Source organism: Microbacterium sp. PRF11, assembly GCF_031844085.1.
Classification (GTDB): Bacteria; Actinomycetota; Actinomycetes; order Actinomycetales; family Microbacteriaceae; genus Microbacterium.
The window spans coordinates 439,811-453,721 of record NZ_JAUZUP010000001.1 but is presented as its reverse complement, the minus strand read 5'-3'; the positions used below and the strand labels follow the sequence as shown (position 1 = coordinate 453,721).

13 protein-coding genes are annotated in these 13,911 nt (G+C 67.3%); 9 read left to right on the top strand and 4 right to left on the bottom strand.

From position 1 onward, the window contains the following. Positions 1-102: 102 nt before the first annotated feature. The 7 genes from Q9R20_RS02180 to Q9R20_RS02150 all read left to right on the top strand — a co-directional run bounded on the left by Q9R20_RS02180 (position 103) and on the right by Q9R20_RS02150 (position 8,009). On the top strand, positions 103-1,236 hold the full coding sequence (locus Q9R20_RS02180) for a 5-(carboxyamino)imidazole ribonucleotide synthase (protein ID WP_311247795.1): 1,134 nt from the start codon (positions 103-105) through the stop codon (positions 1,234-1,236). A 94-nt stretch (positions 1,237-1,330) separates the two neighbouring features. Next, the gene (gene purE / locus Q9R20_RS02175) at positions 1,331-1,798 is read left to right on the top strand and encodes a 5-(carboxyamino)imidazole ribonucleotide mutase (protein WP_295838920.1); all 468 of its coding nucleotides are present in this window, start codon (positions 1,331-1,333) and stop codon (positions 1,796-1,798) included. Between the two features lie 53 nt (positions 1,799-1,851). Beyond that, positions 1,852-3,258: an LCP family protein gene (locus Q9R20_RS02170; protein ID WP_311248392.1), complete on the top strand. Its 1,407-nt coding sequence runs from the start codon at positions 1,852-1,854 to the stop codon at positions 3,256-3,258. Beyond that, a complete protein-coding gene (locus Q9R20_RS02165; protein ID WP_311247794.1) occupies positions 3,255-4,358 on the top strand; it encodes a glycosyl transferase in 1,104 nt (367 codons plus the stop codon). The genes Q9R20_RS02170 and Q9R20_RS02165 overlap by 4 nt, the downstream gene beginning before the upstream one ends. A 26-nt stretch (positions 4,359-4,384) precedes the next feature. Beyond that, entirely contained in the window at positions 4,385-5,323 is a 939-nt protein-coding gene (locus tag Q9R20_RS02160) for a glycosyltransferase family A protein (protein ID WP_311247793.1), read from the top strand. A 62-nt stretch (positions 5,324-5,385) separates the two neighbouring features. Continuing rightward, on the top strand, positions 5,386-5,913 hold the full coding sequence (locus Q9R20_RS02155; RefSeq protein ID WP_311247792.1) for a hypothetical protein: 528 nt from the start codon (positions 5,386-5,388) through the stop codon (positions 5,911-5,913). Beyond that, positions 5,910-8,009: a hypothetical protein gene (locus Q9R20_RS02150; RefSeq protein ID WP_311247791.1), complete on the top strand. Its 2,100-nt coding sequence runs from the start codon at positions 5,910-5,912 to the stop codon at positions 8,007-8,009. Before Q9R20_RS02155 ends, Q9R20_RS02150 begins: the two co-directional genes overlap by 4 nt. Positions 8,010-8,251: 242 nt before the next feature. On the opposite strand, the gene Q9R20_RS02145 is transcribed toward Q9R20_RS02150, so the two are convergent. After that, positions 8,252-9,790 carry a DUF2142 domain-containing protein gene (locus tag Q9R20_RS02145; RefSeq protein WP_311247790.1) on the bottom strand — a complete coding sequence of 513 codons (1,539 nt, stop codon included), beginning with the start codon at positions 9,788-9,790 and terminating at the stop codon, positions 8,252-8,254. Positions 9,791-9,865: 75 nt separating this feature from the next. Between Q9R20_RS02145 and Q9R20_RS02140 the strand changes: the two genes are divergently transcribed. Next, positions 9,866-10,597 (top strand): glycosyltransferase family 2 protein, encoded by a 732-nt coding sequence (locus tag Q9R20_RS02140; protein ID WP_311247789.1) that lies wholly within the window; start codon positions 9,866-9,868, stop codon positions 10,595-10,597. Further along, the gene (locus tag Q9R20_RS02135) at positions 10,594-10,998 is read left to right on the top strand and encodes a DUF2304 domain-containing protein (RefSeq protein WP_311247788.1); all 405 of its coding nucleotides are present in this window, start codon (positions 10,594-10,596) and stop codon (positions 10,996-10,998) included. The genes Q9R20_RS02140 and Q9R20_RS02135 overlap by 4 nt, the downstream gene beginning before the upstream one ends. On the opposite strand, the gene Q9R20_RS02130 is transcribed toward Q9R20_RS02135, so the two are convergent. Genes Q9R20_RS02130 through rfbB form a run of 3 tightly spaced genes read right to left on the bottom strand, consistent with a single transcriptional unit; the run spans position 10,983 to position 13,860 of the window. After that, positions 10,983-11,447: a GtrA family protein gene (locus tag Q9R20_RS02130; protein ID WP_311247787.1), complete on the bottom strand. Its 465-nt coding sequence runs from the start codon at positions 11,445-11,447 to the stop codon at positions 10,983-10,985. The genes Q9R20_RS02135 and Q9R20_RS02130 overlap by 16 nt on opposite strands. After that, positions 11,444-12,862 (bottom strand): bifunctional dTDP-4-dehydrorhamnose 3,5-epimerase family protein/NAD(P)-dependent oxidoreductase, encoded by a 1,419-nt coding sequence (locus Q9R20_RS02125; protein ID WP_311248391.1) that lies wholly within the window; start codon positions 12,860-12,862, stop codon positions 11,444-11,446. Before Q9R20_RS02125 ends, Q9R20_RS02130 begins: the two co-directional genes overlap by 4 nt. Then, complete coding sequence (rfbB, locus tag Q9R20_RS02120; RefSeq protein ID WP_311247786.1) at positions 12,862-13,860, bottom strand: dTDP-glucose 4,6-dehydratase; 999 nt, start codon at positions 13,858-13,860, stop codon at positions 12,862-12,864. Before rfbB ends, Q9R20_RS02125 begins: the two co-directional genes overlap by 1 nt. Between the last annotated feature and the right edge of the window lie 51 nt (positions 13,861-13,911).

Sequence of the window (13,911 nt, the reverse complement as noted above, 5' to 3'; positions counted from 1 at the left end):
TTGCGTCGAGGTGGCTGAGCTTGGCGAAGCCACCGGGACCCCGGCGTCGGCTCGCGTCCCCGCGGCGGTGCCGACAGAATGGATGCCGACGGAAGGAGCGGCATGGCGCTGCGAGTCGGAGTGGTCGGTGGCGGACAGCTGGCGCGGATGATGATCGCGCCCGCCGTGGAGCTCGGGGTCGAGATCCGTGTGCTCGCCGAGGACGAGGGGATGTCGGCGGCGCTCGCCGCGACCGCCGTCGGCGACTACCGCGACGCCGAGACGGTCCTGGCCTTCGCGCGCGACGTCGACGTCATCACCTTCGACCACGAGCACGTCCCGCAGGACGTGCTGGCCGCCCTCGTCGACGCGGGCGTGCCCGTCCACCCGGGTCCCGCGCCCCTCGGCGTCGCCCAGGACAAGCTGGTCATGCGCGCGAAGATGGCCGAGCTCGGTCTGCCGCAGCCCGACTGGGCCGCCGTGTCCTCGGCATCCGACCTGCAGGACTTCCTCGACGCGCACGGCGGTCGCGCCGTGGTGAAGACGCCGCGCGGCGGCTACGACGGCAAGGGCGTGCGGGTCGTGTCGGCCGCGACCGAGGCCGACGACTGGTTCGCCGCCCTCGCGGAGGACGCCAACGGCGGTTCGCTCCTGGCCGAGGAACTCGTGGACTTCACCCGCGAGCTCGCCCAGCAGGTCGCCCGCCGCCCCTCGGGCGAGGTACGCGCCTATCCCGTCGTCGAGACGGTGCAGCGCGGCGGCGTGTGCGCCGAGGTGGTCGCGCCGGCGCCCCGCGCCGACCAGCGCGTGCAGCGGGTGGCGGCCGAGATCGGCGTCGCGGTCGCCGAGGGCCTCGGGGTGACCGGCATGCTCGCCGTCGAGCTGTTCGAGACCAGCGATGAGCGCATCCTGATCAACGAACTCGCGATGCGCCCGCACAACAGCGGCCACTGGACGCAGGACGGCGCGGTGACGAGCCAGTTCGAGCAGCACGTGCGCGCGGTGCTCGACCTGCCGCTCGGGTCGACCGACCCGGTCGCCCCCTGGACCGTGATGATCAACGTGCTGGGCGGCCCCGCCGAGGGCACCCTCGAGGAGCGCTTCCCCGCCGCGATGGAGGCGCACCCCTCGGCGAAGATCCACACCTACGGAAAGGCGCCGCGGCCGGGACGCAAAGTCGGTCACGTCAACGTGACCGGTGACGACCTCGACGACGTCGTCTACGAGGGGCGCGCGGCGGCGGCCTTCTTCGACTGAGCGCGCCGTTCCGCGATCTTCCAGCGAGCCGCCCTACCCTGGACCGGTGACCCGGCCGCTGCATTCTTCCGAGACGCCCGTGGTCGGCGTCGTCATGGGCTCCGACTCCGATTGGCGCGTCATGAACGCCGCCAGCGAGGCGCTGACCGAGTTCGGCATCCCGCACGAGGTCGAGGTCGTCTCGGCCCATCGCACGCCCGACAAGCTCATCCGTTATGGGCGCGAAGCGCGTGAGCGCGGGCTACGCGCCATCATCGCCGGGGCCGGAGGGGCCGCGCACCTGCCGGGCATGCTGGCATCCGTGACCGCCCTTCCCGTCATCGGGGTGCCGGTGCAGCTGTCGACGCTCGACGGGATGGACTCGCTGCTCAGCATCGTGCAGATGCCCGCGGGCATCCCCGTCGCGACCGTGTCGATCAACGGGGCGAAGAACGCCGGTCTCCTCGCCGCGCGGATCCTCGGCAGCTCCGACGCCGCCCTCGCCGAGCGCGTCGAGACGTACGCCCGCGACCTCGAGGCGCAGGTCGAAGAGAAGAACCGCCGCCTGAAGGAGTCGCTGTGACCCTTGCCGCGTCGCGCCCTCGGGTGCAGGCGCGGGTGGTCGAGCAGCGGCCCATGCGCCACCCCGACGCGTCGTCGAGCGCGGTGATGACGCGCCGCGGCTGGTGGCTCGTCGTGCTCAACTTCCTTGTTCCGGGTTCCGCCCAGGTGCTCGCGGGCAACCGCCGGCTCGGCCGGTTCGGCCTCGGGGCCACCCTGGCGCTGTGGACGGTGCTCATCGTCGCGGGTCTCGCCGCGCTGCTGTGGCCCAGCGGGTTGTTCGCCCTGGCGACGGGATCGTTCATCCCGGAATTCCTGTCGTGGTTCCGCCCGCTGCCGCTCACCCTCGTGCAGATCGCGCTCATCGGCTACGCGGTGCTGTGGATCGTGCTGACGATCGACACGCTGCGCCTGGTGCGCCTGGTCAAGGTCGGGCCGTTCTCGCGCATCGCGATGGCGATCGTGTCAGTGGGGCTGCTCGTGCTGTCGGGCTCGGGTGCCGCGTGGGCCGCGCAGACGGCGGGCACCACCCGCGACGCGTTCTCGGAGCTGTTTGCCGAGTCGGCACCGGTCGTGCCCCCCTCCGACGGCTACTACAACATCCTCCTCCTGGGCGCCGACTCCGGCGAGGGGCGCGATTCGATGCGCTTCGACAGCATCTCGGTCGTGTCGATCAACGCCGACACCGGCGCGACGACGATCACCGGCATCCCGCGCGACATGCCGCACTTCCCCTTCGCCCCCGGACCCATGCAGGACGAGTACCCGAACGGGCACCAGGGCTACGCCAACGCCACGTGCGGGTGGGGGAGCGGGATCAACCAGCTCCGCACCGAGGTCGAGGTCTGCCAGGACGGCACGAAGCTCTACCCGAACGCGGAGGCCGAGGGCTCCGAGCCGGGTATCGAGGCGACCAAGGATGCTGCCGAGGGGATCATGGGGATCCAGATCCCGTACTACGTCCTCATCGACATGAAGGGCTTCGCCGACCTGGTCGACGCGCTCGGCGGTGTCGACATCGACGTGAAGGAGCGCCTGCCCAAGGGCGGTCCCGCTTACGACGGCCAGCCGGTCGACGACTGGGCCTTCGGATGGGTCGAGCCCGGACAGCAGCACATGAACGGCGACACCGCCCAGTGGTACGCCCGCTCGCGGTACACCACGAGCGACTTCGACCGCATGCGCCGGCAGCGCGAGCTGCAGGAGGCGATCCTCGCCCAGACCACGCCGCAGAACGTGCTCGCCCACTTTCAGGAGGTGGCCAAGGCGGGCACCAGCATCGTCGAGACCGACCTGCCGCAGGGGCTCATCGCCCCGACCCTCGTGAACCTCGCCATGAAGGCGAAGGACCAGCCGGTGGGCACCCTCGAGCTGACCCCCGCGGGCGGCGTCGACGAGTTCGACCCCGACTACGACCAGGTGAAGCAGATGGTGAAAGACAAGCTGCACCCGCCGACCGAGACGGAGGCGCCCTCCTCGTGACCGTGACCCTGCGCGTCGTGCTGGACCAGCTCGTCGCCCCGACCTCTCCCGACCTCGCCGAAGCCTCCGCCTCGCTCACCGCGGCGCTCGTGGCCACCGCCCCGCGCGGCTGCGACGTCGCAGCGATCGTCCCCTCCCCGGGTATCCCCGAGGAGCACGCGATCGCCGGCCTCACCTCCGAGACCCGCCTGGCCGTGCGCCGCCGCGAGCTCGCGGCATCCTGGCAGCTCGGTGTCGCCCCCGGCATCGGCAAGGGGCTCATCCACTCGCCGACCGCCCTCGCCCCGCTCGTGCGCCACGACCGTGTCAACGAGACGCACCAGATCGTCGTGACGCTGTGGGAGCTGCGGGCGTGGGAGACGCCCGACGAACTGCCCCGGGCCGAGATGCTCGCGTGCCGGGCCCTGCTGTCGCGCGTGACGAAGCACGCCGACGCCGTGATCGTCCCCACGCACGCGATGGCCGCGCGACTCGCCGACGTCGCCAAGGCGAAGCTGGTCAAGAAGGTGCGCGTCATCGAAGGTGCGCCCGCCGCGGGACTCCGGGTGCCCTCGGACGCGGTCGGGCGACTGCGCGCCCTCGACCTGCCCTCCACGTCGATCGTGCTCGCCGGTGGCACGGCGGCCTCCGACGGCCTCGAGGCCGCGTTCGCCGCGGTCGTCGCGTCGGGGTGGGACGGCGACGTCGTCGTCCTCGACGTCCCCGAGGGCGACGAGCCCGCCGTCGCCGAGGTCGCCGTGGCAGCGGGGATCGCTGAGACGCGCGTGCACGCGCGCGGAGCGCTCGACCGCTGGGACCGCGCCGCCGTGCTCTCGCACGCCGCGGCGTTCGTCACCGCGTGCGGCCGCACCGATTGGCCCTGGCGCGCGGTCGACGCACTCGCCGTCGGCATCCCGATCGTCGCCGTCGACACCCCCGTGCACCGCGAGGTGCTGGCGGATGCCGCCGCCTTCGCCGCCGCGGACGACCTCGGCGCCGCCCTCACCCGCGCGCTGGGGGAAGACGCCGAGCGCCTTCGCGTGCTCGCCGGCGACCGCGCGAAGGGGTTCGCGTGGGAGCTGTCGGCCGAGCGGGTGTGGGCGCTGCACGCGGAGCTGTGACGCAGCCCGCCCCTATGCTCGACTCCATGTCTTCACGCGTCGGTATCGTCGTCCGGACCCGGCAGCGGCCGGAGTTCCTCCGCCGGGCGCTCACCGACATCGCCGCACAGACATTCACCGACTTCCGTGTGGTCGTCGTGAACGACGGGGGAGACCCCGCACCGCTCGAAGCGGTCGTCGCCGACGCCCCGCTCGACGCCGTCTCCGTGCGGCACGTCCCCGCCGGAGAGGGCGGCCGCTGCGTCGCGGCGAATCTCGGCGTGAGCGACGTCGGGAGCGAGTACGTCGTGCTGCACGACGACGACGACCGTTGGCATCCGGAGTTCCTCGCGCGGACCGTCGCGTGGCTCGATGCTCATCCCGCGGACGCCGCGGTCGCGGTGCCCACCGAGATCGTCTACGAAGAGAAGCGCGGCGGCGTCTGGACCGAAGTGGGACGCGCGCCGTTCTGGGCCGGCATGCAGCGCATTTCCCTCAGCGACATGATGCGGATCAACCGGGCCGTGCCGATCTCCGTGCTGTACCGCCGCGCGATCCACGACGAGGCGGGCTGGTACGACGAGACCCTCGACGCCGTCGAGGACTGGGACTTCTACCTCCGGGTCCTCCGCCGCGCCGGTTTCGGCTTCCTCCCGGGGGAGCCCCTCGCCTTCTGGACGCAGAGACCGGATGCCACCGGCCTCGACGCCAACAGCATGTTCGCCCTCACGAGGGAGCACGCGAACGACGACGAACGCGTGCGCGACCGTGCGCTGACGGAGTGGGTGCGGCGCGAGGGAGAGGGCCTCCCGCTGTACCTGGCATCGCTGCAGGACGAGCTGATCGCGCACATCGACCGGCGTTTCGACGAGTTGCACGCCCGCCTGCGCGAGGACGTGCGCGGTGACGTCCGGCGCGAGATCGACGCTCACCAGCCGGTGATGTCGCGGCTGCGGCGACTGCGGTCCCGCATCGGCGGTCGGTAAAGACCTGGCGTCGGTGCGGCGTGGCAGCAGCGATGCATTCGAAGCGCGTTCATAATGACTGCGTGAATCACGCCACCGATGCTGCCGTTCCGTCCCCCCTACGGCGCGCTCGCGTCGCGCTCCCGCTGATCGTCATCGCAGGAGTGCTGACCCTGTCGGCGTGCGCCACCCCGGGGTCCGCGACGCCCGACCCGACCGACGGCGCGACCACGAGCGCCCCCACCTCTTCACCGACGGCCTCGCCCACCGCGACGTCGGACGCGAGCCCGTCTCCGAGCCCCACCGTCGTCGACGCCACCGAGGCCCCCTACAACGGGGAGATCCTCATCATCACCTCCGAGGTGCGCGACGACTCCCTCGAGGTGTCCGCCATGGTCCCCAAGGTCTCGGAATCGGGCGGAACGTGCACCCTCACCCTCGAAGCGACCGGAGCGCGCGTCTCGAGCGAGGCCAACGAGGGCAAGGACGTCACCTACTGCGGGCTGATGACCATCGCGCTCGGCGGCGCGGACCCGACGTTCGTCGTGGAGTACTCGTCGCCCACGACGTCGGCGAAGTCCTCGGTCACGACGGTCGAGCCCGCGTCGTGAACCCGGCACCGCCGCACCGTCGCGCTGCCGCGATCATCGCGATGTGGGCGTGCGCGCTCGCACTGCTGGTCGCCGCCCCGGTGGCGTTGCCCGCGACGATCGCACCCGTCGACTCCGCTGCGGCTGCGAACGCCGCGGATTGGAATCCGGGCAACATCATCGACGACGCGGTCTTCTACGACAGCAACGCCATGGGCTCGCCCGAAATGCAGGGCTTCATGGAGCAGCAGGTGAAATCGTGCCGCTCCGGCTACACCTGCCTCAAGGACTACCGCCAGAACACCGACAACCGTCCCGCCGACAAGTACTGCAACGGCTACACCGGCGCCCCCAACGAGAGCGCCTCGACGATCATCGACAAGGTCGCCCGCTCGTGCGGTGTCAGCCAGAAGGCGCTTCTCGTGCTCCTGCAGAAGGAGCAGGGTCTCGTGACCTCGACGGCTCCGTCGGCGTGGAACTACTCGGCCGCCACCGGCCAGGGATGCCCCGACACCGCGCCGTGCGACGCGTCGACGTCCGGTTTCTTCTACCAGGTCTACTACGGCGCGCGTCAGTTCGAGATCTACCGTCTGAACCCGACGTCGTGGGGCTACCAGGCGGGGCGCTACAACAACATCCTCTACAACCCCAACGGCAACTGCGGCACCCAGCGGGTCTACATCGAGAACCAGGCGACGGCCGGCCTGTACATCTACACGCCCTACGTGCCCAATCAGGCGGCGCTGAACAATCTCTACGGCACGGGCGACGGGTGCTCCGCGTACGGCAACCGCAACTTCTGGCGGACGTTCACGGACTGGTTCGGCTCGACGTCCCGTGTTAATCCGATCGGCAACGTCGAGCTCGTCGAGGCCCGTCCGGGAGAGTTTCGTGTCGCGGGCTGGGCATTCGATCCTGACACCACCGAGCCCATCGCCGTCCACGTGTACGTGGGCTCGGTGGGCACGGCAGTCAGTGCGGAACTTGAGCGTCAAGACGTGGCGGGGGCCTATCCGAAAGCCGGATCGCGACACGGATTCGACGCAACCATCAAGGCCACTGGCTCCGGCGCCGTCGACATATGCGTTTACGCGATCAACTCCGGGCCAGGCAGCACGACAGTTCTTGGCTGTTGGAACCGCACGGCTATGAGCGGGTCACCCGTGGGAAACCTCGAGGCGGTCACCGCGTCCGGGGGCAACGTCGTTGTGTCCGGGTGGGCGCTTGACCCCGACACGACCGACTCATTGTCGGTTCACCTCTACGTCGGCGACAAAGGGACGGCCCAGACGGCTGATATGAACCGTGCGGATATCGCCGCGGCGTATCCCGCCTACGGTGCCAAACATGGGTTCAGCGCAACCCTCGCCAGTCCACCTGGACCGCAGAGCGTATGCGCGTACGCGATCAACGTTGGTGCTGGCTCGAATGTGGAGCTCGGGTGCAAGGACGTCGTCGTATCAACCGCTTCGGACAAAGGAAGGGTACCCATCGGGAACATCGAGGCCGTCTCGGTCAACGGCGCTCAGGCCACCGTGAGCGGATGGGCGCTAGACCCCGACACCTCTTCGCCAATCAATGTCCACATCTACGTCGGTTCGCAAGGAACCGCCTACATTGCAGATGAAGAGCGGGCAGATGTGGGCGCCGCCTATCCGGGACTGGGGACGAAACACGGATTCTCCAAAACAGTGGCTCTGCCTGCGGGTCGGTCGGATGTGTGCGTGTACGCCATCAACGATGGCGCAGGTGGCAATGTTCAGCTCGGCTGCCGCACCGTTACCGCGTCCGCGCCCGACCCCGGTCGTGTCCCCATCGGTAATCTTGAAGCGGTTCGCGTCGAAGGCCGCACCGCTACGGTCATAGGGTGGGCGCTGGACCCCGACACCAGCGAACCCATTCGAGTTCACCTCTATGTCGGTAACTCCGGAACCGCGCTGACAGCTGACGCGAGTCGCCCTGATGTGGCGGCTGCCTACCCGGGTCTCGGGGATCGCCACGGCTTCTCTCAGGCGCTCACACTACCGGCGGGCACATCAGATGTGTGCGCATACGCCATAAACAATGGCGCCGGGGGAAACGTCCTGGTGGGGTGCAAGAAGGTGACTTCTCAGTAATCAGTTGCGCCTCGCGCTGATACCCGACGCGTGCAGGAAGCGTAGGTGAGATGGCGCACTCCGAAACGATCGGTGGTTGCACTCTTAGCGCCACTGCATACTGGCGCCGTAAATATTGGCGTCCGCTTCCCCGGCCCCGCTGACGGAGATGGTGCCGAACTGATCACAGTTTTACGACGGCCTCCCGGTCGCGGAGGGGTGGTCGGAGAGTTGCGAATCGGACCCGGCCTGGACGCTCGCCCTCAGCGTGTCGTCCGCCGGCCGATGATAGTGAGGGTGACAACCGCGACGCCGGTCAGGAACGCCAGTGCCAGCAGCACCGGGGGGAGCGGCGGCGTCCACTTCCACGCAGCCTCGAGCGGCGCCGACGCGCCAGAGAGGTAGCGGTGAGCGGTCAGGATGCCGACAACAACACTGCCCACGGCGAAGAACCCGGCGAGAAGCCAGCGCATCCCGTCCTCCCACTGCAAGATCATGGGCTCGCCCCGTCGCGCGTGCGCGATGCTCGTATCAACTGTCAGCGTGCCGATCACGACGAGCGCTGCAACGAGCGGAAGGGTATAACGGCCCTGCCACCCACCACCGGACCACTGCAGCCCCGCAAGGAGCCCCGGTGTCAAGGCAGCCGCTGCGAATGCAACAACGATGGCGATTCTTTGGCGAGCGGGTGCGAAGCCGAAACAGGCCACCAGGATGGCGCCGAGCAAGAATACCCACGCGGCGGAGAGTATTTGCGGGCTGGGGAGGTCGAGCCAGCCGAGGGTGCCGTACATCTGAGCGACCTGATTGTGATACTGCGAGAAGAAGACCGATATGCCCGTAATCCCATCGCCCAGAGTTGCCGGCCGGACGACGCCGACGTAGTTGGTGCCGTGGATAAGAACCCAGATGACGCTGAGAGCGGTCGTGAGAGCGAACGACCCGGCAATGATCCAGGAACGGCGGTCGACTGCAAGGCGCCGCATCCGTGTTCGACCCGCCGCGATGAGGACGATTGAGGCCGTTATCGCGAGAAATAGGGGAGACAAGCCTCGTGTGACGATCAAAACGCATCCGGAAGCGACTAGGAGCGAGTGCGCCTCGCTCCACGCCCTACGCCCGCTGCTCTCAGCGACAGCGAAGCCCGAAACGGCAGTCGCGAAGAGGGTTGCGATCTCCCAAGCGCTGGGGTTGAGCACCATGCCGACGTAGAGAGTCATCGGGGTGAGAATGAGGGAGATGGAGGCAAGAGGGAGGCGCGATCGGGTATTACGCGCCAAGAAGGAGGTGGTCCACGCGAGGAATACTGCTGTAACCGATGCCGCGAGTGCGCGGGAGATGTACAGACCGTATTCGGTGGGGACGAGCAGGGTGCCCACACCCGTCCACGCGTAGAACACAGGATTGTACAAGCCCGCATTCGTCTGAGTGAGCATCTGTGCGGATGACGCCGTGGCGTAGGCGCCCTGACACGCTGCTGTCACGTCCGGCTGAAAAGCGATGCACGTGGCGAATTGGTGGATGTTCGCCAGACGCGCTGGCAGCATGGGCTCCAGCATGCCTGCTTGTCCGCGCACGACTGCCGCCGCGTACACGTAATGCGCTGCCTCATCAGCGCCTGACGCCACAGGCAGAAACACCGCGCCCGATAGAAGGATCGCCATGAAGGCGATGAAGAGGAGCAGGCTCCCGCCGAAAGCGTGGCGGTACAGAACGGCGTGGAGAGGCCGAAGAATCATGGAGATGAGGAATCCTTCACTGCGGCGCAGACGGCGCGGAAGCACGACGGCAGGCGTGCTCAACCCTACAAGGCGCGCGCACGACGACATCCTCTGGCCCCTCGGGAGCTGAGCGGTCGTGCTGGTACGATGAACAGGATGTTTGCGGGAGGATCCAACACCTTGATCATCGTTCCCGCGTGGAACGAGGGCGAGAGCGTCGGCAACACCGTACGCGAGATCGTCGACCAGCCGGAAGCGTGGGACATCCTTGTCGTGGATGACGGTTCCCTCGACGACACGGCGTTACGCGCTGCGGAAGCGGGTGCGACGGTCCTGTCGCTGCCCTTCAATATGGGAGTCGGTGGCGCAATGCGCGCCGGATTCACGTACGCGCAACGCCACGGTTATCGCTACGCTATCCAGGTTGACGCCGACGGCCAGCACAATCCCCGCGACATCGTCACCGTCTTGGCTGGTCTGGCCGAAGCGGACATCTCAATCGGTGCGCGATTTGCCGACGTGGGCGACTACTCTGCCCGTGGGCCGCGCCGGTGGGCAATGCGACTTCTTGCCGCCGTGCTGAGCCGGATCGCGAGAACGCGGCTTACCGATGTCACGAGTGGGTTCCGGGCGGCCAATGAGAAGGCCATCGCGCAGTACGTGCGCTACTATCCGGCGGAGTATCTCGGTGACACCGTCGATTCGCTCGTCAGCGCTTTGCACTCGGGGCTGAGCGTTACGCAGGTGCCTGTCGCCATGCGCCCCCGAGCGGGTGGCCGCCCGAGCCAGAACCCTCTCGGGGCGACGATCTATCTCTTGCGTTCCGTTTTCGCTCTTAGTCTCGCCATAATGCGCGGGACTACCACTCGTACGGGAGTAAGCACATGATCGTCGCGGCCGGGATCACCTTCGCCGTGCTAGTGCTGGCGCTGATCATCGTCATGCTGCTACGTCGCCAACTGCGCGAGAAGTACGCCACGCTCTGGCTATTGATCGGTTTGGCGCTGTTGGTCATCTCGATCTTTCCCGGTTTGCTCCTTCAGCTGACCCACATACTCGGCGTTGAGGTCCCAGCGAACCTCATCTTCGCCCTGTCCATCGTTCTCCTCGTTGGAGTATCACTTCACCTCTCATGGGAGTTGTCCCGCGCCGAGGATGAGATCCGGCGACTCGCCGAAGACGTTGCCATCAATCGTGCGGAGATCGAGGCGCTATTGCGGCGCGTTCGAGACTTAGAGAGCCCGGGTTCCTCGACGAGCTCTGCGGACGATCATCACCGGTCGCGGTGAAATCTGCGACGCTCGGCGAAAATCCAGTGCCGGTACACGAAGTAGTTCCACACCGTCGTTGAACCGACGGCAACAACTTTCCCGACGATCCAGGGAAGGCCAAGCGACGCGGCTGCCGAGACAATTCCGGTTGTGGCGAAAGTGTTGAACATAACGAGTGCCGTGTACTTCGCCGCACTGGATGCGACACCGGCTGTGGATCCGAACGTGAAGGTGCGTTGCAGCACGTACGTTATCGCGAAGCTCATCAGAAACGCTGCCGGAGTGGCCACCACCAGTGGTACCGATAGAAGATCGTGCAGTCCGGCGAGCAGACCGACATCTATGAGGAAAGCTCCGCCGCCCACCACCAGATACCGCACCGCGCTGCTCGACCAGACGTAGTTCATGGCCTGCGTGAGGCGTCCTCGGCGCGCGCGGGATGGTCGCTCGTCCTCGCGATCGGTCATGCCGACTCTAGGTAGGCGCGCAGGCGTTCGCTAACGTCGCCGAGGGGCAGGTTCGCGGCCGCAGCAGCACGCAGGTCGAGCAAGCTGTTCGCAGGTCGAGCTGCGACGGGTGTGGGTGAATTGGCGAAGTACTCCGCCGTACTCAGCCCTGTCACCCGCTCAGGATCGTGACCCTTCAGTCGGAACACCTCCCGGGCGATGTCGAACCACGTGCCCGGTTCGCCCCGACTTGTGACGTTGTAGACCCCCCACGGGGCAGTGCCGCGGATGAGTGTCCGGATCGCCGCGGCGATATCCGAAGTGAAGCTGAGGCGTCCGATCTGATCGTCGACAACCCGCGGAGAGACCCCGCGCTCGGCGAGGGAGGCCATGGTGCGCACGAAGTTCGCGCCGTCACCGATCACCCAACTCGTGCGCACGATGTAGTGATGCGGCACGACAGAAACGATGGCGTCGCCGGCAGCCTTCGTCTGACCGTAAACGCCTAGAGGAGCGACAGGGTCGGACTCAAGGTAGGCGCCGTCTTTGAGGCCGTTGAAGACGTAGTCGCTCGACACGTGTACGAGGGTGAGGTCATTCTCGGCGGCCACACGAGCAAGACCCGCGACGGCCGTGACGTTCGCCGCCCACGCCTCGGTGCGACCCTCGGGAGTCTCAGCGGCGTCGACCTTGGTGTAGGCGGCAGCGTTGATGATGGTGCCATAGTCGCGCCAGCGACGTGCGGTGCCCAGATCGGGTGAGGTGAGGTCGAGGTCCGCGCGCGTGGAGTATTCCATCCAAGCGTGTTCGCCGAACTCCGCGCGCAAAGCCCGACCGAGCTGACCGTTCGCGCCCGTGACGAGAATCTTCTTCGGGGGCATCGGGACGACCTCCGCCAGTCGCGGGTGCTTCTGGTCCTTCTCACTGATCTCGACGTCGGCGAGCGGGATGGGCCACGCGATCGCGGCCGTCTCGTCAGCGAGGTTGAGGAATGTGTAGGTCGCATCGGGGGACCAGTGGTCGTTGACGAGATAGGTGTAGGCGGTGTCGGGCTCGAGCGTCTGATACGAGTTGCCGACGCCGCGCGGCACGAAGATGGCGGTTGAGGGGTCGAGCTCGGCGGAGAACACCGCGCCGAAGGTTTCGCCTTCGCGCAGGTCGACCCAGGCGCCAAAAATGCGGCCGGTGGCGACCGAGACATACTTGTCCCAGGGTTCGGCGTGGATACCGCGGGTGGTGCCGACGGCGTCGTTGAAGGAGATGTTGTTCTGCACGGGGCCGAAGTCGGGTAGCTCGACTCCTGCGGCGGACATCTTCTCGCGTTGCCAATTCTCCTTGAACCACCCGCGCGAGTCGCCATGCACGGGCAGGTTGATCAGCATCAGACCCGGAATCGAGGTCCCACGGGCGCTCAGGGCCTTGCCAAACGCGGTCATCACTGCCCCTTGCTGGCGTAGAACGCCTCGACGCCGTCTTTGGTCGGTGCCCACCACGCCTCGTTGTCGCGATACCAGCCGATGGTCGCGGCAAGCCCCGATTCGAAGTCGCCGTAGGTAGGAATCCAGCCCAGTTCGGTGCGTAGCTTTGTGGAATCAATGGCGTAGCGCAGATCGTGGCCGGGGCGGTCCGTGACAAGGTCGTAAGCGTCCACGGGCTGTCCGGTAATCTGCAGGATCAGCTCGACGACACTCCTGTTGTCTTTCTCGCCGTCGGCGCCGATCAGGTAGGTCTCGCCGATCTCACCCTTCTCGAGGATCGTGAGCACCGCGGAGGAGTGGTCGTCAGCGTGGATCCAGTCCCGCACGTTCTCACCCGTTCCATAGAGCTTCGGACGAATCCCTCGCAGTACGTTCGTAATCTGGCGGGGGATGAACTTCTCAACGTGCTGGTACGGCCCGTAGTTGTTTGAGCAATTGCTGATCGTGGCGCGAACTCCGAACGAGCGCACCCACGCGCGCACGAGCAGGTCGGATCCGGCCTTCGTTGACGAGTACGGCGAGGAGGGGTTGTACGGCGTGCTCTCGGTAAAGCGAGCCGGGTCGTCGAGTTCGAGATCGCCGTAGACCTCGTCGGTAGAGATGTGGTGGAAGCGCACCCCATAGCGGCGCGCGGCTTCGAGCAGCGTGTAGGTGCCGATAATGTTGGTGTCCAGGAACGGGCGCGGGTCGTGCAGAGAGTTGTCGTTGTGCGACTCGGCGGCATAGTGCACGACGGCATCCGCCTCCGCGACCAGCGGGTCGACGATCGCGGCGTCGGCGATGTCGCCGACGACTAGCCGCACCCGATCCGCGGGGAGACCCTCCAGAGAGGCCCGGTTGCCCGCGTAGGTGAGCTTGTCGAGCACGGTCACGGTGTGGTCGGTGTGCGCCACGACGTGGTGCACGAAATTGGAACCGATGAAACCGGCGCCACCGGTCACGAGAAGTCGACTCATGGGCTCCAGATTACTGGGCGGTGCCGACTCGCTCCGGCGGTGCGCGATTGG

Excerpts from the sequence above, each read along its gene's own strand:
- Q9R20_RS02160 (WP_311247793.1), top strand. The coding sequence starts at position 4,385 with ATGTCTTCACGCGTCGGTATCGTCGTCCGGACCCGGCAGCGGCCGGAG.
- Q9R20_RS02170 (WP_311248392.1), top strand. The coding sequence starts at position 1,852 with ATGCGCCACCCCGACGCGTCGTCGAGCGCGGTGATGACGCGCCGCGGC.
- Q9R20_RS02125 (WP_311248391.1), bottom strand. The coding sequence starts at position 12,862 with ATGACCGCGTTTGGCAAGGCCCTGAGCGCCCGTGGGACCTCGATTCCG.
- purE (WP_295838920.1), top strand. The coding sequence starts at position 1,331 with ATGGGCTCCGACTCCGATTGGCGCGTCATGAACGCCGCCAGCGAGGCG.
- rfbB (WP_311247786.1), bottom strand. The coding sequence starts at position 13,860 with ATGAGTCGACTTCTCGTGACCGGTGGCGCCGGTTTCATCGGTTCCAAT.
- Q9R20_RS02135 (WP_311247788.1), top strand. The coding sequence starts at position 10,594 with ATGATCGTCGCGGCCGGGATCACCTTCGCCGTGCTAGTGCTGGCGCTG.
- Q9R20_RS02130 (WP_311247787.1), bottom strand. The coding sequence starts at position 11,447 with ATGACCGATCGCGAGGACGAGCGACCATCCCGCGCGCGCCGAGGACGC.
- Q9R20_RS02180 (WP_311247795.1), top strand. The coding sequence starts at position 103 with ATGGCGCTGCGAGTCGGAGTGGTCGGTGGCGGACAGCTGGCGCGGATG.
- Q9R20_RS02140 (WP_311247789.1), top strand. The coding sequence starts at position 9,866 with ATGTTTGCGGGAGGATCCAACACCTTGATCATCGTTCCCGCGTGGAAC.